We start from the raw sequence: 21,283 nt of genomic DNA on the forward strand, positions 1-21,283 counted from the left end.
GCAATAAAAAGCATTCATGTCAGAAACTAAACAGAAACGATACGACAAAGCTTATTTACGTATAGCTATGGAATGGGGCAAATTATCTCATTGTAAGCGTAAGCAGGTAGGAGCATTGATAGTTAAGGATAGAATGATAATTTCTGATGGTTACAATGGTACACCAACGGGATTTGAGAATTATTGTGAAGATGACAAAGGATATACGAAGTGGTATGTGCTTCATGCTGAAGCTAATGCTATTTTAAAAGTGGCATCTTCTACACAATCTTGTAAGGGTGCAACACTTTATATAACCTTGTCACCTTGCAAAGAATGTAGTAAATTAATTCATCAAGCAGGTATAGTTAGAGTGGTTTATCATCAAGGCTATAAGGACGACTCAGGGTTACAGTTTTTGCGTAAGGCAGGTATTGAATTGGATTATATTGGAGATTTAAAAGCTTAATGTCAACAAAAAATAAATACATACCGTTAATCATTGGTGTTGCAATAGCAACAGGAGTAGTAATTGGTGGAAAACTAAATTTCACTGATACCTCTGATCGGCTTTTCACTACAAATAGCAAAAAGGACAAACTCAACCGACTAATAGACTACATTGATTACGAATATGTAGATGATGTAAATACAGATAGTATAGTTGATGTTACTGTTAATGGAATTTTAGACAATTTAGATCCGCATTCAACCTACATACCAGAAAAAGATTTGCAGCGAATCACTGAGAATATGAAAGGGGATTTTGTTGGGATAGGAATTAATTTCTATGCATATAAAGATACAATTGCGGTGGTAAAACCAACCGAAGGTGGACCTAGTGAACAAGCAGGTATTTTAAGTGGAGATAGAATTTTATTGGCTGATGGTGATACAATTTATGGACGCACAATAACCAATGAAATCATAACTAATAAACTTAAAGGAGACAAGGATACTAATGTTAGACTCACAGTTTATAGAAAAGGTGAAGATGACTTGTTAGAATTTGATATTAGAAGAAAGGACATTCCAATTAAAAGTGTTGACGCCTCCTATATGTTAACTGAAGAGTTGGGTTATATTAAAATTAATCGTTTTGCTGAGTCCACGTACAAAGAGTTCAAAACCGGACTAAATGAACTTAAGGATCAAGGCGCAACAAAGCTGGTGCTAGACTTAAGAGATAATCCTGGAGGGTTTTTAGGTATTGCAGAACAAATTACCGATGAGTTTTTAGAAAATAAAAAGCTTATAGTTTATACACGAGATAAAAAAGGCAGAGAAGAGCGAACCTATGCTACAAAACGTGGTGATTTTGAAAATAACGAAATCTATATACTAATTAATGAGAATTCGGCCTCAGCAAGTGAGGTAATAGCTGGCGCCTTACAAGATAATGATAAAGGGATAATTGTTGGTCGTCGTTCTTATGGTAAAGGTTTGGTACAGCGCGAAATGGCCTTAGGCGATGGTAGTGCGGTAAGATTAACAGTTTCTAGATATTATACACCTACAGGTCGTTCAATTCAACGACCATATGAAAATGGTAAAAACCGAACCTATTTCAGTGACTATTTTAAAAGACTTCGTACGGGTGAACTTGCCGACTCGGATAATATAAAAGTTGATGACTCTTTAAAATTTACCACACCAAAAGGTAAAGTAGTTTATGGTGGAGGTGGTATAATACCAGATATTTTTGTTCCTGTTGATACTGCATTTGATAATGAAATGATTAATTACATGCGTCGTAGAGGATTATTTGGATTCTTTGCTTTTGAAGAATTAGACATGGATCGCAATAAATATCAGGATATCACCAAGTATGATTTCATCAATAATTTTGAAGTTAGCGACGAAATGGCGTTACGATTTAAGAATTATGTGAATTTTAAAGAAGATTCTAATGTCACTTTTGTAGCATACAGAGATGAAATAAAACGACTTATTAAAGCAACTCTTGCGCGTCAATTATTTGATGACAATGCTTTTGAAGAGGTAATAAATCGAGATGATAAAATGGTACAGGAGGTAATTATTTTAAGTACAGAATATCCAAACTTTAGACAGTAACTTTGTCATGTACCTTTGTGTGCTTACCACCATTCCACAATGTTAATATATCTGTTGCAACCTGGGCACCACTGCCGCTAGCTATAGAAAATTGACTGCGCCAGCCAGCAAGAGTACCGGCAACATATAAATTCTCTTTAACAAGGTGGTCTTTGTTTTTAATCCAAATTCTATCTTTTTCTATAATTGCCCTTGGATGTGGTTCGATAAAATCTTCAAGACCTTTTATAGTAATTAAACTTGTATAGCCTACAGTAACTACTACAATCTTTGCGTTATATAAGTTTTTATTTGTTTTAACCTTGAAACCCTCTTCCGCATCTTCAATTGAAGTAACTTTTTCTTTTTCAATTTGAACAACATGAGGGTAAATAGATTGTAGCTGTGCTTTACCTTGCTCTAAAATATCTCGACCTAATGTACCTGGTTTTAATCCAAGGACGTTATTAAATAATGCATTCTGTAAATGAGATGTTTTTTGGTGTGCAATAATTCCGATTTTTTTATCTGCAGCAAAGGGTTTGTTTTTTGCAGACCCTAATATTAATGCACAAGACATACCTGCTGCGCCAGCACCAACAATCAATACATCAAAATTCATTTACGCTTTTTTTGAAGAGCTTCAATTTTTTTTGAAATCCGTAGAATTTGAAGCAAAATTAAAGCACATAATCCTGCAATAATCGTTAATATGGCAGTATAACTATCGCCTTCAAAAGGTGCCTCTAAATTAATCTGAGTCGCATTGAAAATAATTAGTGCTACAGCAATAATTGTAAGTATTAAGGTGAATACCTTCATAAATTATTCAATTAAATTAAACAAATAAGACCTTAATGTTTGCTGCAAATAACTTTACAGCAATTGCTAGCAAAATTACACCAAAAACTTTTCTCACAATATTAATTCCATTAGCACCTATTATACGTTCTATTTTGGCTGAGGTTTTTAGTACAATATAGATAACAATAACATTACTAATTACAGCAACAATAATATTTTGGATTTCAAATTCAGCACGCAATGAGAGTAATGTTGTTAAACTACCAGGACCTGCTATTAGTGGAAATGCCAATGGAAAAACAGAGGCAGTTAATGCATTGTGTTCTTCATCTTTGTACAAGGTAATACCTAAAACCATTTCTAAAGCAATAAAAAAGATAACGAATGCACCAGCTACCGCAAAAGAATTAACATCTACACCAATTACACTTAAAAGACTCTTACCTAAAAACAAAAAGAGAATCATTATAACTCCTGCAATTAATGAAGCTTTTTCACTTTGTATGTGTCCAACTTTTTTACGTAAGTCTATAATAATAGGGATATTACCAATAATATCTATTACAGCAAATAACACCATAAATGCGGTAATTATTTCTTTAAAATTAAGTTGCATTTCTTTGTCTTTAAATTTCGCGGCAAAGGTGCGATTTAATTACAGATTAACAATATTAAATAACAGTAAAGTTTATTTATTTTTGCCTCATGTTTCAACTTGGTAAAGCTATAGTTTCTGAAGAAATAATCGAGAAGGATTTTCTATGTAATCTTTCTGCGTGTAAAGGCGCTTGTTGTATAGCGGGAGATGCTGGTGCACCATTAGAAAAGGATGAGGTACAACTCCTTGAAGATATATACCCAAAAGTTAAACCTTTTTTAAGGACAGAGGGCATTGAAGTCATTGAAAAACAAGGGCAGTCAATAGTAACAGAGTTTGGCGATTACGAAACACCTCTTATTGATGGAGCGGATTGTGCTTATGTTATTTTTGATGATAACAAGACTGCCTTATGTGGTATTGAAGAAGCCTATAATCAAGGTGCTATCGATTGGAAAAAACCAGTGTCTTGTCATCTCTATCCAATTAGAACAAGAGAATATTCAGAATTCACCGCAGTAAATTATGATAAGTGGGAAATTTGCGATGATGCCTGTTCTTTAGGTAAAGAATTACAAGTTCCGATTTACAAATTTGTTAGGGAGGCATTAATTAGAAAATTCGGAAAGGATTGGTATACCAAATTAGAAAAAATTGCCTCGGAGAAAACAGAAAAATAATTTTTGTTTAGTATTTTCTTGCTTAGCCTTGTTTAATCTTTTTTTGTTATTTATTAATTCATTAGTGCCTTTAAACACAAACGTTAACAGTGTATTTAATAAGATATTACTTACAGTTATAAATTAAACAAGTATTTGTTAAATGATTGATTATCAAATACATACCTTTAAAATTGAAAAATTCCTTTGTTTATAGGGGTTCTTAAAGTTTGTTAAAAACTTGTTGACAACGTTTATTATTTTGTCTTTTAATTTTAAAGACAATTCTCAATCTTTGTTGTGGGCAAAGTAAAAAATAGATTTTAATAGCGGATTTTTGAGCCTAAAATCAAAAAATCTCTGTTTTTGAAAATTTCGAGCCCATTTTGTTCCTCTTATAGGAAATTATTTAACACATTTTACGGCATTTGCTAATTGAATTAGGAATAAGCGCAAATTTATTCCGAGGGTCTTTTAGCCTCAAAAATTAAGAATAAAGTATGGAAACCAAACAACTTGAAATCACAGAAATTATTAAAAGAGATTATGAAACAAGTCCATTTGTTTTAAACAAAATTTCCAATGCTGTAGAAAAAGCAATGATGTCTGTTGGTAACGGTACTAAGGAAGATGCACATGCAATTGCCAAAAATGTATTATCGGAATTATTAGTTAGAAAGAGTAAAGATTATAAATATGTCCCAACAGTAGAGGAGGTACAAGATATTGTTGAGATTAAATTAATGGACAGCCAATTTTTGGATGTTGCAAAGGCTTATATTCTTTACAGGGATGAACAAACCAGAAGTAGAAAGACAAATATTTTCGAAAAGCGAATTAATTTAAAACCTTATGAGTATCCTGCTTTGAACGACTATGTAGATGCTATTAGACACTCCTATTGGATACATTCAGAATTTAATTTTACAAGCGACATACAAGACTTTAAGACTAGACTTACTATTGTTGAGCAAAATGCCATTCAAAACACCATGCTTGCGATTTCGCAAATTGAAGTCGCGGTTAAGTCATTTTGGGGAGATATATACCACAAAATGCCAAAGCCAGAGATTGGATCTGTTGGAGCAACCTTTGCGGAAAGTGAAGTACGTCATCATGATGCCTATTCACATTTATTAGAAATTCTTGGTTTAAATAATGAGTTTAAAAGACTTAAGAAAAACCCTGTAATAATGCGTCGTGTGCATTATTTAGAAACGGCATTAAAGAATGCTAAGAGTGAAGATAACAAGGAGTATGCAGAATCTATTTTATTATTCTCGCTCTTTATAGAACATGTATCGTTGTTTTCTCAATTCTTAATCATAATGGCTTTTAACAAGCACAAAAATATGCTTAAGGGGATTTCTAATGTTGTTGAAGCAACTTCAAAAGAAGAACAAATCCATGGAGATTTTGGTATCGATGTTATTAGAATTATTAAGGATGAAAACCCAACGTGGTTTGGTGAAGAATACAATACCATAGTAAAAGTAATGTGCGAAGAAGCTTTTGATTCTGAAAGTAGAATCGTCGATTGGATTTTTGAAGCTGGTGAATTAGACTTCCTTCCTAAAAATGTTATAAACGAATTTATAAAGAACAGATTCAATAATTCCCTCCAAAGTATTGGAATTGATAAAGTATTTGATATCGATGAGAGCTTACTAGAACAGACCGAATGGTTTGATGATGAAATCATTGGTACTAAACACGGTGATTTCTTTGTAAAACGCTCTATCAACTATAGCAAAAGAACTAAAAGTATAACAAGTGACGACTTATTTTAAACCATGAACGACAAAACTAACTTAGACCTCGAAGACCAAGTAGCAAACCCTCAATCTACAATAACTTCACCACACGATGAATTAATTAAAGCCAGAAAAGAAGCCATTAAAGAGGCTAAATCTGAACCCGAAATAAAATGGTTAACTGACCATAGCCGCAAGTTTTTATCATCTGGTTATTTAACAGAAGGTGCAACACCAGAAGCAAGAATTAGAGAAATAGCTGATAATGCAGAAAGAATTTTAAAGATTGATGGTTTTTCGGATAAGTTTTATGGCTATATGGCGGAAGGGTTTTATTCTTTAGCTTCACCAGTATGGTCTAACTTTGGTAAAAAACGCGGTTTACCAATTAGTTGTTTCGGTTCTCATATTTCTGATGATATGGGTGATATTCTCTATACACAATCAGAAGTTGGTATGATGTCTAAGCTTGGTGGCGGTACTTCAGGTTACTTTGGTAAACTCCGTCATAGAGGTGCACCAGTAAAAAACAACGGAGAATCTTCAGGTGCAGTTCATATTATGCAACTATTTGAAAAAATGGTTGATGTTGTTAGCCAAGGCTCAGTGAGACGCGGTCGTTTTTCCCCATACCTACCTATTGAACATAATGATATAAATGAATTTTTAGAAATCGGTACAGAAGGTAACCCAATACAAGAGTTAACACATGGTGTTACTGTTGGTAACGAGTGGATGCAAGAAATGATCGATGGAGATTCGGAAAAAAGAGCCATTTGGGCAAAGGTATTACAACGAAGAGGTGAAATAGGATATCCTTATATCTTCTTTAAGGATAATGCAAACAATACAGCACCAGAGGTTTATCAAGAAAACAAACATGAAATCTACGCAAGTAACTTGTGTTCAGAAATAATGTTACCAACAAACGATAGATGGTCTTTTGTATGTGTTTTATCTTCTATTAATTTGTTGCATTACGATAAGTGGAAGAATACAGATGCTGTAGAAACCATGATCTATTTCTTAGATGCAGTTTTAGAAGAATTTGTTACTAAGCTTGAAGTTTATAGAGATTCACCAGATCGTGATGACCAACAGACTTTCATGTTCATGGAGAAAGCCTATAACTTCGCTAAAGAAAATAGAGCTTTAGGAATGGGAGCATTAGGTTGGCACTCATTGTTACAATCAAAAATGTTACCGTTTGATAGCCAGGAAGCATTTAACCTTAATAGTGAAATCTTTAAAACAATTAAAGAAAAATCAGTTAAGGCCTCAGAAGAGTTGGCTAATTTATTTGGTGAGCCAGAAGTATTAAAAGGGTACGGAAGACGTAATGCGACATTAAATGCCGTAGCACCAACAACATCGTCTGCATTTATTTTGGGACAAGTTTCTCAAGGAATTGAACCAATATGGTCTAACAGTTACGTTAAGGACATTGCGAAAATAAAAACAACTATAAAAAATCCTTTCTTAAAAGCACTTTTAGCAGAAAAAGGAATGGATACTGTTGAGGTTTGGAAGAGTATACGTGATTATGATGGTTCAGTGCAGCATTTAGAAGGTTTGACAGAGCTTGAAAAAGACGTCTTTAAAACCTATTCTGAAATTGACCAAATGACTATCATTTATCAGGCGGCAAATAGACAGAACCATATTGATCAAGGACAATCGTTAAACATAATGGTGCATCCGGATATGCCAGTTAAGGATATCAATAAAATTTATGTCACCGCTTGGCAGTTAGGTGTTAAATCCTTGTACTACCAGCACAGTATGAATGCTGCACAGAAGTTTAAGCAAAAGAAAGAATGTGCAAGTTGTGAAGGATAACCAATTCCTTTGAAAAAAGGAATCTCATTTTAAATATTAAGAAGCACCTCTGAACAGAGGTGCTTTTTTAGTTTTTAATCAAAGTATCAGTACCTAAAAACTTATCATCTTTATTATAATACCAAGCCCTGATTTTTGGCATTTTAATATTGTTTACATTGGTTTGCTGAGATAACAGAATATATTCACCAGAGTCAGGTTTCTCTTTACCATTTTCATCCGTTTTAAAGAATTGATATATTTCCATGGCATAGGTGTTTGGATCAAAATAGAAATACCAAACATCACTACCTACAGCTTCATCATAAGTAACTTTTAATACTAAATAATCTTTACCCTTGAATGATTTTTTTTCAATAGAATTATTGAGATTGGTCCCAGGATCTTTTAACTTCATTGGTAGGCCATATAAATACGTGTAATAGTTTTTATAAAGTTCAGCTCTTTCACAGCTTAGATTTTTCTCTTTTGCTTGTATGCTATCTAAGACTTTACCATTATACTTCATTTTACACACACCTTTGTCAATACTATAAAATGTGGTGACCGTATCACGTTTGGCATTTACACTGAAATATTCATCGGGTAGATTTATTGTAATATTACTTGTACGGTCCGAACTATTTGGTGTTGTCATTACAACCGTGAAGTCCCCTTCAAAAGTATTCCAGTTATTATTTGGATCATGATATTTAATGGCATTATCTAGTAGTTGATTAGCGGTAATATCTTGAGCTAATACAAGCGTATTTGAGAAATGAAAAAGAATGATTACTAAATATTTCATAAGTGACTTTTTGAATACATACCACAATATATGAAATAAAAAAAGCACCCAATGCCGAACTGTACGGGAGGGTGCTTCTGTTTAATTGCCTTTTCAGGTCAATAGATTAGTTTGCTTCCATTAAAGCAAAAAACTTGTCAATATTTGGCATTAATATAATGCGTGTTCTTCTATTTTTAGAGCGATTTTCTCTAGAGTCGTTTGCCACTAATGGTTGGTAGCTACTACGACCAGATGCTATAAGTTGCTCAGGGTTTACATTGTATTTGTTTTGTAATCTTCTTACCACAGATGTTGCTCTTAATACACTTAAATCCCAATTATCGGCAATTTTATCTGTATTAATTGTTCTAGAATCTGTATGGCCTTCAACCATTACATCTATACTTTCTTCTGAGTTAATAACATCAGCAAGTTTCTGTAAAATGTTATTGGATTTATTACTTATTCTATAGCTACCAGTATTGAATAACATCTTGTCTGAAATAGATATCATTACTACAGTTTCATTGATATTCACTGCAATATCTTCATCTTCATTAAGGTCTGATGTATCCATTGATTTTTCAAGATTATACTGAATTGCTAAATTCATAGAATCTTTTAAGGTTTTAGCGTTAGCTAATTTTTCTGCATCTACATTTTCTAATGTAGCAAGCATTTTACGTTTACTTTCATTAGAAATAACGGAACCATCAGCATTTACATCTAATTTAATGTCGTTTTCTATTTTAAGACCTTCAACATCTTCATTCAAAGAGTTAATTTTTGTGTTATAATCATCAACTCTAGCTTGGATTTTTGCAAATTTTGTTTCTAGGTCTTCTTTAGCCACTTTAGTTTTAGTGAGTTCGCTTTTAATTTCACCGTTTTCTTGTTCTAGTGCTAAGTACTTCTTTTTAGAAACACAAGAACTTAAAAGAAGCATTGTTACTAATAGGATTGAAATTTTTTTCATTTGTTGGTTTTAGTTTAAAATTAATTTCGATTATATATACGACGAAACCAAAAAAAAAGACGTTGAAAAGAAAATAAAATTCATATTTTTCATTTTATAATTTTTTCACATTATTTTACTCTGTAATTATAAACTATGGAATACGGTTTTACAGATATATTACAGCTTTTAGGTTCCTTGGGTGTATTTCTTTTTGGAATGAAGGTTATGAGTGATGCCCTTTTATTGCTAGCAGGTAATAAAATGCGTTCAATTTTAGCCAGAATGACCTCAAATAGAGTACTTGGTATAGGTACAGGGTTTTTAATTACCTCTGTAATACAATCTTCTTCTGCAACCACTTTAATGGTCGTCAGTTTTGTAAATGCTGGACTTTTAACCTTGGTAGAATCCATTGGCGTTATAATGGGTGCAAATATTGGAACCACAATTACAGCATGGTTAATCACAATTTTAGGATTTAAAGTAAGTATGAGCGCCATTGCCTTGCCTTTGGTTGGATTTGGATTTGGGTTTACCTTTCTCAAAAAAGAAAAACTTAAAAACCTCGGTAGTTTTATTATTGGCTTTGCTTTGCTTTTTATTGGACTACAGTTTTTAAAGGAAGCCATGCCAGATATTAAGAATAATCCTGAATTACTAGCATTTCTTTCACAGTATACAGATTTAGGATATTTATCCATTTTATTGTTCTTGTTGATCGGAACTGTACTAACCGTAGTAATACAATCCTCTAGTGCAACAATGGCATTGACTTTAATAATGACGGCACAAGGATGGATACCTTTTGAATTAGCCGCAGCTATGGTTTTAGGTGAAAATGTAGGTACAACAATTACGGCAAATTTAGCTGCAATTATAGGAAATTATAAGGCTAAGCAAACTGCAAGAGCACACTTGATTTTTAATCTGTTAGGTGTGCTATGGATGCTTATATTATTTTATCCCTTTTTAAAAATGGTAAGTTGGTTGGCTATGTACTTGGGCTCAGAATCACCATACATTAACGCAGCGGCAATTCCTGTAGCCATATCATTATTTCATACCACCTTTAATATTGCAAATACATTTTTATTGGTCTGGTTTGTTAATCCAATAGCAAGGCTTGTTGAAAGAATGGTCCCTGAGAAGGAGATGGTAGAAAAAGAAATAGACCAACCTAAATTTTTATCAAAGGATGTTTTAAAATATCCTGAAACGGCTATTGAGGCAATTGCAAAAGAATCAAAATATTTATATAAAAATGCCATTTTTGAAATAGTATCTCATGCCTTAAATATTCATAGAACAGATATCAAATCAGATTTGAAGGTTAAAAAGGTTGTGAAAAAATCTAATATTCTTTTTGATACAAATGTTAGAGAACTTTATACAACAAAAGTTAAGAAAATCTATGGAGAGATCATTAGTTATGCCACTAAGGCACAGAGTACATTGAAATTAAATGAATTACAAAATAAACAGCTGTTAGAATTGAAAGTTGCCAACAGAGAAATGGTTGAAATTCTCAGAGATGTGCGAGAATTAAGCAAAAATGTAGACTTTTATTTAAATTCAGATAATAAGTACATTAAAAAAGAATACGATAAGATTAGAAATAAGGTGGTGAGAGTATTACGAACAATTCACTTATTTAGAACAGAAAAAGAAAATGAAATTTACCATGAAAAATTAGTTAAACTAAGAAAGGAAGCTAAGGCTAACATTCATTCTAACAATATTAAAATTGATGAGTTAATAAGAAACGATTTAATAAATGTTGACATGGCCTCTTCTCTATTTAATGATTTAGACAATGTGAATGATATGATTGATAAACTAATTGAGGTTGCCGATTTGCTTTATGGTAAAAAAGATTCTCTTTTGAATAATTAAAATATTAGACTTTATATGAACGAGAAGTTGATCGAAGTCGCCAAGGTTTTTTTTAAACTCGGTTGCTTTGCTTTTGGCGGTCCTGCAGCACATATTGCCATGATGGAAGATGAGATCATTGAAAAACGACAATGGATGACACGCGATTACTTCTTAGATCTCATTGGTACTACAAATTTAATTCCTGGACCAAATTCTACTGAAATGACCATGCATTGTGGTTATGAAAGAGCAGGTAAACCAGGTTTATTTGTCGCTGGTATAGCATTTATTTTTCCGGCTACAATTATTACGGCCTTATTAGCATATTTGTATGTAAAGTATGGTCAGCTGCCAGAAATTGAACCATTTATATACGGCATAAAACCTGCTGTATTAGCTATTATTGCTGGTGCTATTTTAAAACTCGGAAAAAAGGCAGTAAAAGGCATTGAACTCATTGTTCTTGGAATAATTGTTTTAATTGTCAGTCTACTAGGAGTGAATGAAGTTTTGGCACTTCTATCTGCGGGTGTATTAGGTATGCTTTATTTTTATTTGAAGTCTAAAACAGCTTCTTCTTTTAATAGTATTTCCCCCTTTTTGGTATTACTGGGTTTTAATACTGCTGTTGCTAAAATTTCAACGTTGAAATTATTTTTAATATTCTTAAAAGTAGGTGCAATACTTTACGGCAGTGGGTATGTGCTTTTCGCATATTTAGACGCAGAATTAGTAACAAGAGGACTTTTAACAAGAGCTGAACTTATCGATGCTATTGCAATTGGACAATTTACTCCAGGACCTGTTCTATCTACATCTACATTTATAGGTTATCAACTTTCAGGATTTACAGGAGCATTAGTAGCCACAGCAGGTATTTTTTTACCGTCGTTTTTATTTGTTCTTATTTTGAACCCGTTTATTCCAAGAATGCGTAATTCAAAAATATTACGATATTTTTTAGATTCAGTAAATGTCGCTGCAGTATCTGTGATGCTAGCAGTTTTAATTGTAATGGGCCTAGAAACCTTAATGGAATGGCAAAGTATTTTAATTGCCCTAATTGCTGTAATATTAACTTTTAAGACAAAAGTTAGTACAATTTGGACTATTGTTATTGGTGCGGCATTAGGATTCTTTCTATTAACATTTACAAAATAAAAAAGCCATCACAATAGTGATGGCTTTTAAATTTATGAATTAATTTTAGTCTTTATTCTTCTTTTTCCGAAGATTCAGATTTTACATCAATCTCATCTACAACATCAATTGTAGCAGGCTCAATTGAACTATCAAAAGAATTATGATACTCTTCTAACAAATTCATTGTTGATTTAATTAAATCTTTTGTCTCTAATAATACACTAAAATATAGTGTTGTATTTTTAGGACTTGATTCTTCTGTTCTAGTACGTTTAACCTGTTGTTTAATTTTATCTTTTACAAGTTTATATACTTCAGTTCTTTCGTCTAAAATTGCCCCAATTTGTTCAAAAGATTCCGATTTGAACGCAACTCGAGTATCTTCAAATAAAACTTCTAGTTTATCATCAATTTCCTTTAGCTCTTTAATTTGGCTGAACTTAAGTTTCTTATGATTGTTATTAATATGCTTGTGACTTACTTTAGTAATATATTCTAAAGATTGCGTCATATCTTGAAGATAGCCTAAAATATTGATATAAAAATCACTTGCGCCAACACTAGACTCATCTAAATTTTTAATAAAATAAAACACATTATCACGTAAATCATCTACTTCATCAGATAATTTTACCACCTGTTTTTTACTCTTTTTAAGCAAGTCTAAATCTTGTTTTGCAAGTCCAACAATGGCATTAGAGTAGATTCTGTTTGTTCGTTTTACTACATTGGCCATATTGTTTGCGCTTTCAAGGATAACACCTTGTACAGAACTACTTTCCGCCTTTTTTAAACTATCTTCTTCAATAACCTTTGAAGTTTTTTTCTTATGAGACGTGTAGTTTCGGTATAATAAAATTACAGTTAGTAGTAGTAATATTGGAATGATAACCTTAGGATTCCAATTAATTAAAAATACTACAGTACCAGCAGCTACAAATGCACCTATCGCGGTACCAAACCATCCGCCAATTACATTTAATACTCCAGCAACTCTATACACGGCACTTTCTCTACCCCAAGCTCTATCTGCAAGAGATGTACCCATTGCTACCATAAAAGTAACGTAAGTTGTTGACAGAGGTAACTTCATTGAAGTAGCTATTGCAATTAGCACACCAGCTACCATAAGATTAACCGATGCTCTAATCATATCAAATGCTGGTGCATTTATACTTTGGTCTTTTGTTAATGTGAAATTAGGTTTATCAAAACTTTTACCAATACGATTTTGAATTGAAGACGGAACTATAACACCAAAGTAGTTTGATAATTGTGTAGTACCTTTTACAATTGATCTAGATAATCTGTTAGGTTCAAATTTCTCATGTGTTTCACCTTGACGTGATAAGCTAATTTCTGTCTCAGCAACTGTTTTTGCTTTTTTAGAAAACCATAAGGTTAGTACCATTATAGCACCTGCAATAAATAGTAATAATGGTTCAGCAGGAACTTTTTTATCAAGGACAGCCATAGACATTGTTACATCCATACCTCCAGCTACCCAAGCTTCATAAGAGTGATATGCGGCCATCGGCACACCAATAAAGTTTACTAAATCGTTTCCTGAGAATGCTAAGGCTAACCCAAATGTGCCAATGGCAATAACAACAAGTAATACAGTTTTCTTTGTAATTTTTTCAAAAACAAAAGAGAATAGAGTCCAGAACACAAAACTTCCTAGTATGATGTAAATTTCATTACCTTCTACAACTGATTTTAAATCACTGTAATAAGGTGTTCCTTTTAGGCCTTTTAAAAAGATAAAATAAGTAATAGCTGTTAAGGCTACACCTCCGAAAATAACCCCGAAATGTTTTATTTTATTTTCATAGTTAAAAGTAAAAATAAGCCTTGAAACCCACTGAACTATTGCACCAACTGAGAACGCTATTACTACTGATAATAGAATACCAGATATAATTTCAATAGCCTTTGCGGTATTAATATAAGTTGCTAAATCTGAAAATGATTGTGAATCAGAATTACTAATTTTTATCAAAGACATTACAACTGCGGCTCCTAATAAATTAAAAACTATAGATACAGTTGTCGATGTTGGTAGCCCAAGCGTATTAAAAAAATCTAACAGTAGGATATCAGTTATCATTACAGCCATAAAAATGAGCATGATTTCGCTAAATTCAAACTCTGCTGGCACGAATATCCCTTTACGTGCTACCTCCATCATACCACTAGAAAAGACAGCTCCAATAAAAATACCTAAACTAGCAACTATCATTATGGTTCGTAATGAAATGGCCTTAGAACCAATTGCAGAATTTAAGAAATTGATAGCATCATTACTAACACCAACAATGATGTCAGCCACGGCTAAAACCGTAATTGCTATTAACATGTATAAATAAATGTTGTCCATAATTTTTTAGTTAAAATAAGTTTGCAAATATCTATAATCTATTTCGCGTAAGTGTTATCTAATTGTTATTTTTAACTGATTAGAAGTGGAAGTCAAAACCTAATCTGAAGGTTATGTTATCTTCATTCCCGTCAACTGTAGTATAGCTTAGATCAGATTGAATTTTCAATTTGTGACCAACTATAAATTTATTTAAACCTAAAGTGTATTGTCTTTCTGGATCTCTATTTGTTACAGATTCATAATCTGTACTTGTGTAACGGCCTGCAATTTCATAGTTGTTTTTGAACAAATAACCGGCTTGGAGGTTAAGGGCATTACCTGTTAGTACGATGTCACCAGTAGGTGTTATTCCATCAACGTCAGTGGCAATTTCATCATCTGCTGTTCTCTTGGCATATTCACCCATAAATGAGAATCCATTGTATTTAAACATAGCATCAGCAAAAACAGTAGTTTGATCAGTTTCATATAATGACCCATCACTTCTTAGCATATAATCACCAGCAAAACCTCTTTCTCTTACAGCGTCCTCGTTAAAGTTGTAAGTTACACCTACCATTAGCTTTGGTTTTTCTTCACGCTTTAAATCTGATTGACTATAATCGCCTTTAGATTTAAAAGTACCAAACGGTAAAAATTCTAAACGAGCGGTATATTGTAGTCCTCCCTCATTACCTTCAGTTACATTTCGACCCTCTCCTTGAGATACGGAAAACTTTTCACGCATTAAAAAGTCACCACCTAAATTAGTTTTGTGTCTAAGTTGAATTCCTAAATCACGGTCAATGTTAAATCTACTATTAAGTAATGAACGATCAATTAACTGTAAATTTCCAGAAGATACAACACGCTCTACATTACCAGGTAATTTTGTCTGACCAGCCCATAGCTCCCAATTGCCAGTAAAATTCCATTTTAAGACAGCATCTAAAATATATCTAGGAGTATTCCTGTTAAACTGATTGGCTCCTGAGATATCTCTATTAGATAAACCTAACTCTATTTTGTATACAAGTTTTTTACTATAGGCGAAACCATCAAACTTAAGGCGTGCTCTTCGAACAATAAAATTGTGCTCTGGGCTACCAAACTGGTCTCCAGTATAGTCCCATGACGAAACAGATCGAACCTGAAACCGAGGTGCAAACTTAATACTGAAAGAACTGTCTTTAGCTGTAAAATTTATGAGTCCTTTACCAAAGCTTGTATCACTGATTTCTTGTGCCTGGGAAGTGTGAAGTGAGATAATAGCAAATAGTGCTATTAAGCTAATTTTTAATTTCATGATATTTTGTAGTTTTTGTCTAGTGCAAATAACCAAAACAAATGTTAAGTAAATGTTTCCTTAGTATTAATTTTAAAAGGTCATTTCAAAAAAAAGGCTGCCATTGAGGCAGCCTATATTAGAATTCATAATTATTCAGTCGACAAAAACTAACAAATTAATGAAATACTAAAACGTGTTTTTCAACACAATGCAAATATGGTAAGTGAATTTAATTTAATTGTAACCAGAATATTATTTAATTATTAAGATTACCTACTGATATTTCATTAATAAGCGTAAAACGCAGATAATCAGATACATAAAACTTTAATGTTAACTAAATGTTATGAAAATGTTGCTTAAATGTAAATTAAAAGTTACATTTGATATATATAGAGATGAATTAAATCCCAAATAGATATGAAAAAGATAATGGTAGTATTCTTAATGTTTTGTGTTGGTTTTACATATGCTCAAAACGAGAAAAATCCCAAAATAGAAAAGAAAGGCAACTTAACTTTAGTAACGTATTATCATGATAATGGTGCAGTTGAGCAAACAGGAATGTTTAATGAAATTGGTAAATTACATGGTGAGTGGACTAGTTATGATTTAGAAGGTAATAAAGTAACAGTTGGGACTTATGATTCTGGGAAAAAGGTTGGTAAATGGTTCTTTTGGGAAGGTGATTCTTTAAAAGAAGTAGATTATATAGACTCTAAAATTGTCAATGTAAATAAATGGAATAACAAGACTAAAGTTGCAATAAGCAATAAATAAAAGTAACAAATCTTAATAAAAATGCTCTCCATTGGAGAGCATTTTTTATTTAAACTAACGGTAATTCCCTTAGAATTTAAAAGTATAGCCTAAAGAAATTTCAGTACCAGGTTCTCTAAGTGTAAAAACCTGGTCTTGCGCTCTATATGAAACATATTCACTGAGCCTTGTACTGTTCAATATGTTATTAACCTTTAAATCAATAGAAGATCTTTTTTGTTCTCCAAATGTTTTATTCAAGGTGAAGTTAAGGCTATTAAATGGCTTGGTGTATACGTCTGGTACTTCCCTGATACCAACTACTTCTAGTGTTTCTCCTTGTAAATTGTAAAATAAGCCAGTTCTAAATCCTTTTTCTGAATCATTGTAGTTAAGGCCAACATTAATTAAATAAGGTGCTTGCCCTTGCAAATCTCTTTTTCTTTCAATGGTCTCACCATCCCTAGCACCTGCTTGTCTGCCATTAAACTCATCATCAGACATAGTTAACTCAGATTTAATTACAGATACATTAGCATTAAATTTAAGCTTGTCTAAATCTTCAGAAATAAAACCTAAGCGCTGTCTAATTTCAAATTCAGCACCATAAACAATGGCATCACCTAAATTTCCAACGGTTAATTGTGTCGGTGCATTAAGGAAAAATACTTGTTCAATTGGATCTGTAAAATCTTTGTAAAAACCACTAATAGCAAACATTTGCCCACTATCTCCAAAGTGCTCATATCTTAAATCAAAATTATTAACATAGGTTGGTACAACATCTATATTACCAATAAACAATCGATTTGTTATTGGATCAAATATTTGAGATACCGATGCTTCTTTAAATGAAGGTCTTGCCGTTGTGCGAGAATATGATGTTCTTAAATTAGAATTATCATTCAATGCATAAATGAGGTTTGCAGAAGGGAAGAAATCAAATTCATCTAATATCAAATCTCTATTAAAGAAGATGGTATTGTTATCTCTTGTACCAGTATAAAACGAATTAAAAAATTCTGTTCTTACTCCTAAAACCGTTTTTAAATTTTCGTTGACATTAAACTCTGTTGAGAAATATGTCGCTCCGATATGTTGCTCACCTTCATAGGCATCAATTGGATTAAACGTGTCAATAGAAATTAAGTAAGTACCTGTATCAGATGTTGTATTCCAAATGTTATCAGAGTCTAATAAATTGTCAACGTCACCATTAGCGATAAATGACTGATCTCCTTGAATATTAAACGTATAATCATCTATACTAAAGTCTCTGAACTTATACGTATAAGCTCCTCCAAATTTTATTTTTGCAGGACTACCAAATAGCTCTATAGTTTTATCTATATCTACTTTACCAGCCCAACTCTCTTCCAATAAATTACGCCATAACTGTATTGGGAAAGTTGATGCCGACGGTGATAAAAATGAATCGCCATTATCACTTTGTTGCAATGGTGTAATTCTATGATCCTTATCCATAACTTTAGAAAAGGTTGGCGATAGTTTCCACTCTAAGTTAAATGCGTTTTCGTCATCGCTTAAACGATGTTTACCGCTCAATAATAGGTTAGTAATAGATCGTTCCGTATATGTAATAGAATTTTTGGTCAGAGGTTCAATACCACCACCTGTTCCATCTTGTGATATGGTTTGGTTAAAAAACCCTGCTGTGGATTCACCATTTTGAATATGTAAAAGATTGACTTTATATTTTGCCTTATCTGTTTTATACGCCACACCTAACATACCATTTAAAATGATATTGTTAATACCTTCAGAACCTCTAGAATCCAAGGTGCCAACTAGCTCAGTGTCAGATCTGTCTTGAGGGTTTTTAATGTATGCACCATCAACTCTGTTTTCATAAAACGTTGTATTGTTTTTATATGAAAATGAGGCTAAATACCCCAGTTTGTTATCACCAACATCGTACTGATTACCTAGAGTGAAACCAAAGTCAAAATTCATACCACTGGTTTCTTGTTTAGCTCGAAGTTCTTTTTGAAATCGGTCTGTTAAGGTTGTGAGTAATATTCTATCTTCAGAAGTACTAGGTATAGGTTGGTAACGGTTAATAGGTAGATCTCTAGTACCATCATCATACCCTAATATATCAGTATCACTTCCAGTAGAACTTAAATAGTTGTCATTGAAATGCATGTCTGGATTGTAGCCACTACCTAAGGATATAGAATACTCAGGTCTTGAAGGATAATCTTTAGTTACAATATCTACAATACCACCAGTAAAATCTGCTGGATATTCTGCCGAAGCAGATTTTAAGACTATAACATTATCTAATATACTGGTTGGAAATAAATCCATTTGTATGGTATTTCTATCTGGATCTAAACCAGGAATATCAACACCGTTTAATATGGATTTTGTATATCTGTCACCTAAACCACGTACATAAACATATTTACCGCCTTGTATTGAGACACCAGGTACACTCTTAACAGCACTTGCAACATTCCCAGCACCAGTACTTTTTATGGCTTGAGCTGATAAACCATCTAGTACCACCACGGATTTTTTCTGGAGGTTCAATACGGCATTCTCTGTATTGCGTTTTGTTGATGTAGTAATAACAACAGTATCAAGTGAATTAGTCTCTAAAACCACATCAAGTATTATCGAGCTCCCTGAAGTTATTACCACATCAGTAATTTCTTGAGTGTTATACCCAACAAATGAAAAGACTAATGTGTATCTACCTTCATCTAGTTCAATCTCATATTTACCATCGAAATCAGAATTTGTTCCTGTAGTAGTGCCTTTTACAAGGATATTGGCGAAAGCCATAGGCTCATTGAATTCACCATCAATAACAGTCCCAGATACTTTTCCTTGTGCAAACCCAAAGTAGGATAGTAAAGTAAAAAACAGAACTAAGGCAATTTTGAAATTTTTCATATATATTTTGGTACTAACCCATCACTTAAAATGTAAATGATGGGTTTGTGTGTATTTTAATAGTAAAAATTAGAAACCTAAGCCACCAGCTTCGTTTGAGTAAGTCCAACTTAAGTTAGAAGTCGTAGCGCCTACGGTTTCTGTTCCAGCAGTTACTGCAGTTGCATTAGAACCAAATCCGGTTACAGTTACATTTTCTGCTTTATTCACAAAAATTTCAGCAACATCGGTAACACCTGCAGGTAATACTATTTCCCATGTACCAAAAGTTAATAGGCCATTATTATAGTTAGTAGCAACACCATCGTTATCTAATTCTACATCAGATGAGTCTTTAAATCCGTATGCAAATATATTTTCTGTTATTCCTTGAGCATTACTTCTAAAGTCAGCATATTCACCATTTGCAGTAACTGAATTTCCTATAATTGTCGCATTTCTTATGGTAAACGCACCAGTACCTGTACCTTCTGGGCCATCAATTTCAAAAGCGTGGTCAGAGATATCACCTAATACCACAACAGCATTATCAATAGTACCAGAATAAGCTTGATCAATGTCTAAGGCATCGTCACCCTGACCCCATACTAATAAGTTTGAAGCATCAACAGTTCCACCAAAGAATTCAATACCATCATCAACGTTTGCAACGACCTCAATATTATCAATTAAAGTACCGGTACCTACACCACCAAGTGTCAATCCGTTAATTTCGTTTCCTTCACCAATTAAGGCACCGCCATGACGTATTGAAATATAGCTTAATGCTCCTGAACTATCATCAGAATCAGTACCTCCATAAAGACCAAACGTATCGTCAGCAGGAATACCTTCAATTTGTGCTTCTACTATATCACCCGAAAAAGAACATGGTGCACTACCTAAAACTATTAATCCTCCCCATAGACCTCTATCATCTTGATCTAAGTTTGTACCGGCAGTTTCCCCACAAGTAATGTTATCACTTGTTGAGGTGAAGATAATTGGTTGATCTGCTGTTCCTTGAGCATTTAATGTTCCTCCTCTTGCTACAATTAATGCTGAGGCTAGAGAACCTGTACCTGGAGACCCTTTAATAATTGTTCCAGGATTTATGGTTAATGTTATACCATCTGCCACAACAACTTTTTGGTTAAGTTGGTAAATATTGTCTGCAGTCCAAGTTGTACTTGCGCTAATTAAACCTGTTACAGAAACAACTGGGCAATCGTCGTTACCATTTGGATTGTTATTATTGATTATTGTAATTTCTTCAATGATGATTGGTGTATCATCATCCTTAAAACAACCTGTAAAAACAAGTGTTGAAACTACTAATACGGCTAAAATTACTTTTTTCATTGAGTTAACTTTTAAATAACATTTTTTGTTTCATAATTATGATGCAAAGAAACGCTGATAATCACAGTCTAGAGTTAATCAAAAATTAAACGTTTGTAATCAAAAGGTTAGTTGAGTGTTAGCTTAATATTAAGCCATTTCACATTCACGAAACATTGACTTAACATTGTACTTGTCT

17 protein-coding genes are annotated in these 21,283 nt (G+C 32.9%); 8 read left to right on the forward strand and 9 right to left on the reverse strand.

Annotation, left to right across the window (positions count from 1 at the left end; translation table 11 throughout):
- The first annotated feature begins 16 nt into the window (after positions 1-16).
- Positions 17-448, forward strand: a complete 432-nt coding sequence (locus ACFWV9_RS05215) for a deoxycytidylate deaminase (RefSeq protein WP_411894178.1) — start codon at positions 17-19, stop codon at positions 446-448.
- On the forward strand, positions 448-2,055 hold the full coding sequence (locus ACFWV9_RS05220; protein ID WP_411894179.1) for a S41 family peptidase: 1,608 nt from the start codon (positions 448-450) through the stop codon (positions 2,053-2,055). Before ACFWV9_RS05215 ends, ACFWV9_RS05220 begins: the two co-directional genes overlap by 1 nt.
- Here the strand turns inward: ACFWV9_RS05220 and ACFWV9_RS05225 are convergent.
- Genes ACFWV9_RS05225 through ACFWV9_RS05235 form a run of 3 tightly spaced genes read right to left on the reverse strand, consistent with a single transcriptional unit; the run spans position 2,045 to position 3,454 of the window.
- Complete coding sequence (locus ACFWV9_RS05225) at positions 2,045-2,656, reverse strand: FAD-dependent oxidoreductase (RefSeq protein ID WP_411894180.1); 612 nt, start codon at positions 2,654-2,656, stop codon at positions 2,045-2,047. The genes ACFWV9_RS05220 and ACFWV9_RS05225 overlap by 11 nt on opposite strands.
- Entirely contained in the window at positions 2,653-2,856 is a 204-nt protein-coding gene (locus ACFWV9_RS05230) for a hypothetical protein (protein WP_411894181.1), read from the reverse strand. The genes ACFWV9_RS05225 and ACFWV9_RS05230 overlap by 4 nt, the downstream gene beginning before the upstream one ends.
- A 16-nt stretch (positions 2,857-2,872) precedes the next feature.
- A complete protein-coding gene (locus ACFWV9_RS05235) occupies positions 2,873-3,454 on the reverse strand; it encodes a MarC family protein (RefSeq protein WP_411894182.1) in 582 nt (193 codons plus the stop codon).
- Positions 3,455-3,543: 89 nt separating this feature from the next.
- On the opposite strand from ACFWV9_RS05235, the gene ACFWV9_RS05240 reads away from it, so the two are divergent.
- The 3 genes from ACFWV9_RS05240 to ACFWV9_RS05250 all read left to right on the forward strand — a co-directional run bounded on the left by ACFWV9_RS05240 (position 3,544) and on the right by ACFWV9_RS05250 (position 7,688).
- Complete coding sequence (locus ACFWV9_RS05240; RefSeq protein WP_411894183.1) at positions 3,544-4,116, forward strand: DUF3109 family protein; 573 nt, start codon at positions 3,544-3,546, stop codon at positions 4,114-4,116.
- A 479-nt stretch (positions 4,117-4,595) separates the two neighbouring features.
- Positions 4,596-5,885, forward strand: a complete 1,290-nt coding sequence (locus ACFWV9_RS05245) for a ribonucleotide-diphosphate reductase subunit beta (protein WP_411894184.1) — start codon at positions 4,596-4,598, stop codon at positions 5,883-5,885.
- A 3-nt stretch (positions 5,886-5,888) separates the two neighbouring features.
- A complete protein-coding gene (locus ACFWV9_RS05250) occupies positions 5,889-7,688 on the forward strand; it encodes a ribonucleoside-diphosphate reductase subunit alpha (protein WP_411894185.1) in 1,800 nt (599 codons plus the stop codon).
- Positions 7,689-7,755: 67 nt separating this feature from the next.
- On the opposite strand, the gene ACFWV9_RS05255 is transcribed toward ACFWV9_RS05250, so the two are convergent.
- Both ACFWV9_RS05255 and ACFWV9_RS05260 read right to left on the reverse strand, forming a co-directional pair.
- A complete protein-coding gene (locus ACFWV9_RS05255; RefSeq protein WP_411894186.1) occupies positions 7,756-8,475 on the reverse strand; it encodes a DUF6503 family protein in 720 nt (239 codons plus the stop codon).
- A gap of 106 nt (positions 8,476-8,581) precedes the next feature.
- Positions 8,582-9,433, reverse strand: coding sequence for a flagellar motor protein MotB (locus tag ACFWV9_RS05260; RefSeq protein ID WP_411894187.1), 852 nt, complete (start codon positions 9,431-9,433; stop codon positions 8,582-8,584).
- 135 nt (positions 9,434-9,568) lie between these two features.
- On the opposite strand from ACFWV9_RS05260, the gene ACFWV9_RS05265 reads away from it, so the two are divergent.
- Together ACFWV9_RS05265 and chrA are read left to right on the forward strand one after the other, a co-directional pair.
- Positions 9,569-11,308, forward strand: coding sequence for a Na/Pi cotransporter family protein (locus ACFWV9_RS05265; protein ID WP_411894188.1), 1,740 nt, complete (start codon positions 9,569-9,571; stop codon positions 11,306-11,308).
- Between the two features lie 15 nt (positions 11,309-11,323).
- Positions 11,324-12,451, forward strand: coding sequence for a chromate efflux transporter (gene chrA / locus ACFWV9_RS05270; protein WP_411894189.1), 1,128 nt, complete (start codon positions 11,324-11,326; stop codon positions 12,449-12,451).
- A 52-nt stretch (positions 12,452-12,503) separates the two neighbouring features.
- Here chrA and ACFWV9_RS05275 read toward each other — a convergent pair whose 3' ends face one another.
- Entirely contained in the window at positions 12,504-14,813 is a 2,310-nt protein-coding gene (locus tag ACFWV9_RS05275; protein WP_411894190.1) for an anion permease, read from the reverse strand.
- 79 nt (positions 14,814-14,892) lie between these two features.
- Positions 14,893-16,101: a porin gene (locus ACFWV9_RS05280; protein WP_411894191.1), complete on the reverse strand. Its 1,209-nt coding sequence runs from the start codon at positions 16,099-16,101 to the stop codon at positions 14,893-14,895.
- Positions 16,102-16,503: 402 nt separating this feature from the next.
- Between ACFWV9_RS05280 and ACFWV9_RS05285 the strand changes: the two genes are divergently transcribed.
- Positions 16,504-16,863, forward strand: a complete 360-nt coding sequence (locus tag ACFWV9_RS05285; RefSeq protein WP_411894192.1) for a nicotinic acid mononucleotide adenyltransferase — start codon at positions 16,504-16,506, stop codon at positions 16,861-16,863.
- Positions 16,864-16,932: 69 nt separating this feature from the next.
- On the opposite strand, the gene ACFWV9_RS05290 is transcribed toward ACFWV9_RS05285, so the two are convergent.
- Positions 16,933-19,764 carry a TonB-dependent receptor domain-containing protein gene (locus tag ACFWV9_RS05290; RefSeq protein WP_411894193.1) on the reverse strand — a complete coding sequence of 944 codons (2,832 nt, stop codon included), beginning with the start codon at positions 19,762-19,764 and terminating at the stop codon, positions 16,933-16,935.
- Positions 19,765-19,833: 69 nt separating this feature from the next.
- Positions 19,834-21,105, reverse strand: a complete 1,272-nt coding sequence (locus ACFWV9_RS05295) for a hypothetical protein (protein WP_411894194.1) — start codon at positions 21,103-21,105, stop codon at positions 19,834-19,836.
- Positions 21,106-21,283: the final 178 nt, after the last annotated feature.

It is taken from the genome of Winogradskyella sp. A2, from assembly GCF_046762865.1.
In the GTDB taxonomy this organism is placed as follows: Bacteria; Bacteroidota; Bacteroidia; order Flavobacteriales; family Flavobacteriaceae; genus Winogradskyella.

Coding starts and splice junctions, on each gene's coding strand:
- ACFWV9_RS05215 (WP_411894178.1), top strand. CDS start 17: ATGTCAGAAACTAAACAGAAACGATACGACAAAGCTTATTTACGTATA.
- ACFWV9_RS05220 (WP_411894179.1), top strand. CDS start 448: ATGTCAACAAAAAATAAATACATACCGTTAATCATTGGTGTTGCAATA.
- ACFWV9_RS05225 (WP_411894180.1), bottom strand. CDS start 2,656: ATGAATTTTGATGTATTGATTGTTGGTGCTGGCGCAGCAGGTATGTCT.
- ACFWV9_RS05230 (WP_411894181.1), bottom strand. CDS start 2,856: ATGAAGGTATTCACCTTAATACTTACAATTATTGCTGTAGCACTAATT.
- ACFWV9_RS05235 (WP_411894182.1), bottom strand. CDS start 3,454: ATGCAACTTAATTTTAAAGAAATAATTACCGCATTTATGGTGTTATTT.
- ACFWV9_RS05240 (WP_411894183.1), top strand. CDS start 3,544: ATGTTTCAACTTGGTAAAGCTATAGTTTCTGAAGAAATAATCGAGAAG.
- ACFWV9_RS05245 (WP_411894184.1), top strand. CDS start 4,596: ATGGAAACCAAACAACTTGAAATCACAGAAATTATTAAAAGAGATTAT.
- ACFWV9_RS05250 (WP_411894185.1), top strand. CDS start 5,889: ATGAACGACAAAACTAACTTAGACCTCGAAGACCAAGTAGCAAACCCT.
- ACFWV9_RS05255 (WP_411894186.1), bottom strand. CDS start 8,475: ATGAAATATTTAGTAATCATTCTTTTTCATTTCTCAAATACGCTTGTA.
- ACFWV9_RS05260 (WP_411894187.1), bottom strand. CDS start 9,433: ATGAAAAAAATTTCAATCCTATTAGTAACAATGCTTCTTTTAAGTTCT.
- ACFWV9_RS05265 (WP_411894188.1), top strand. CDS start 9,569: ATGGAATACGGTTTTACAGATATATTACAGCTTTTAGGTTCCTTGGGT.
- chrA (WP_411894189.1), top strand. CDS start 11,324: ATGAACGAGAAGTTGATCGAAGTCGCCAAGGTTTTTTTTAAACTCGGT.
- ACFWV9_RS05275 (WP_411894190.1), bottom strand. CDS start 14,813: ATGGACAACATTTATTTATACATGTTAATAGCAATTACGGTTTTAGCC.
- ACFWV9_RS05280 (WP_411894191.1), bottom strand. CDS start 16,101: ATGAAATTAAAAATTAGCTTAATAGCACTATTTGCTATTATCTCACTT.
- ACFWV9_RS05285 (WP_411894192.1), top strand. CDS start 16,504: ATGAAAAAGATAATGGTAGTATTCTTAATGTTTTGTGTTGGTTTTACA.
- ACFWV9_RS05290 (WP_411894193.1), bottom strand. CDS start 19,764: ATGAAAAATTTCAAAATTGCCTTAGTTCTGTTTTTTACTTTACTATCC.
- ACFWV9_RS05295 (WP_411894194.1), bottom strand. CDS start 21,105: ATGAAAAAAGTAATTTTAGCCGTATTAGTAGTTTCAACACTTGTTTTT.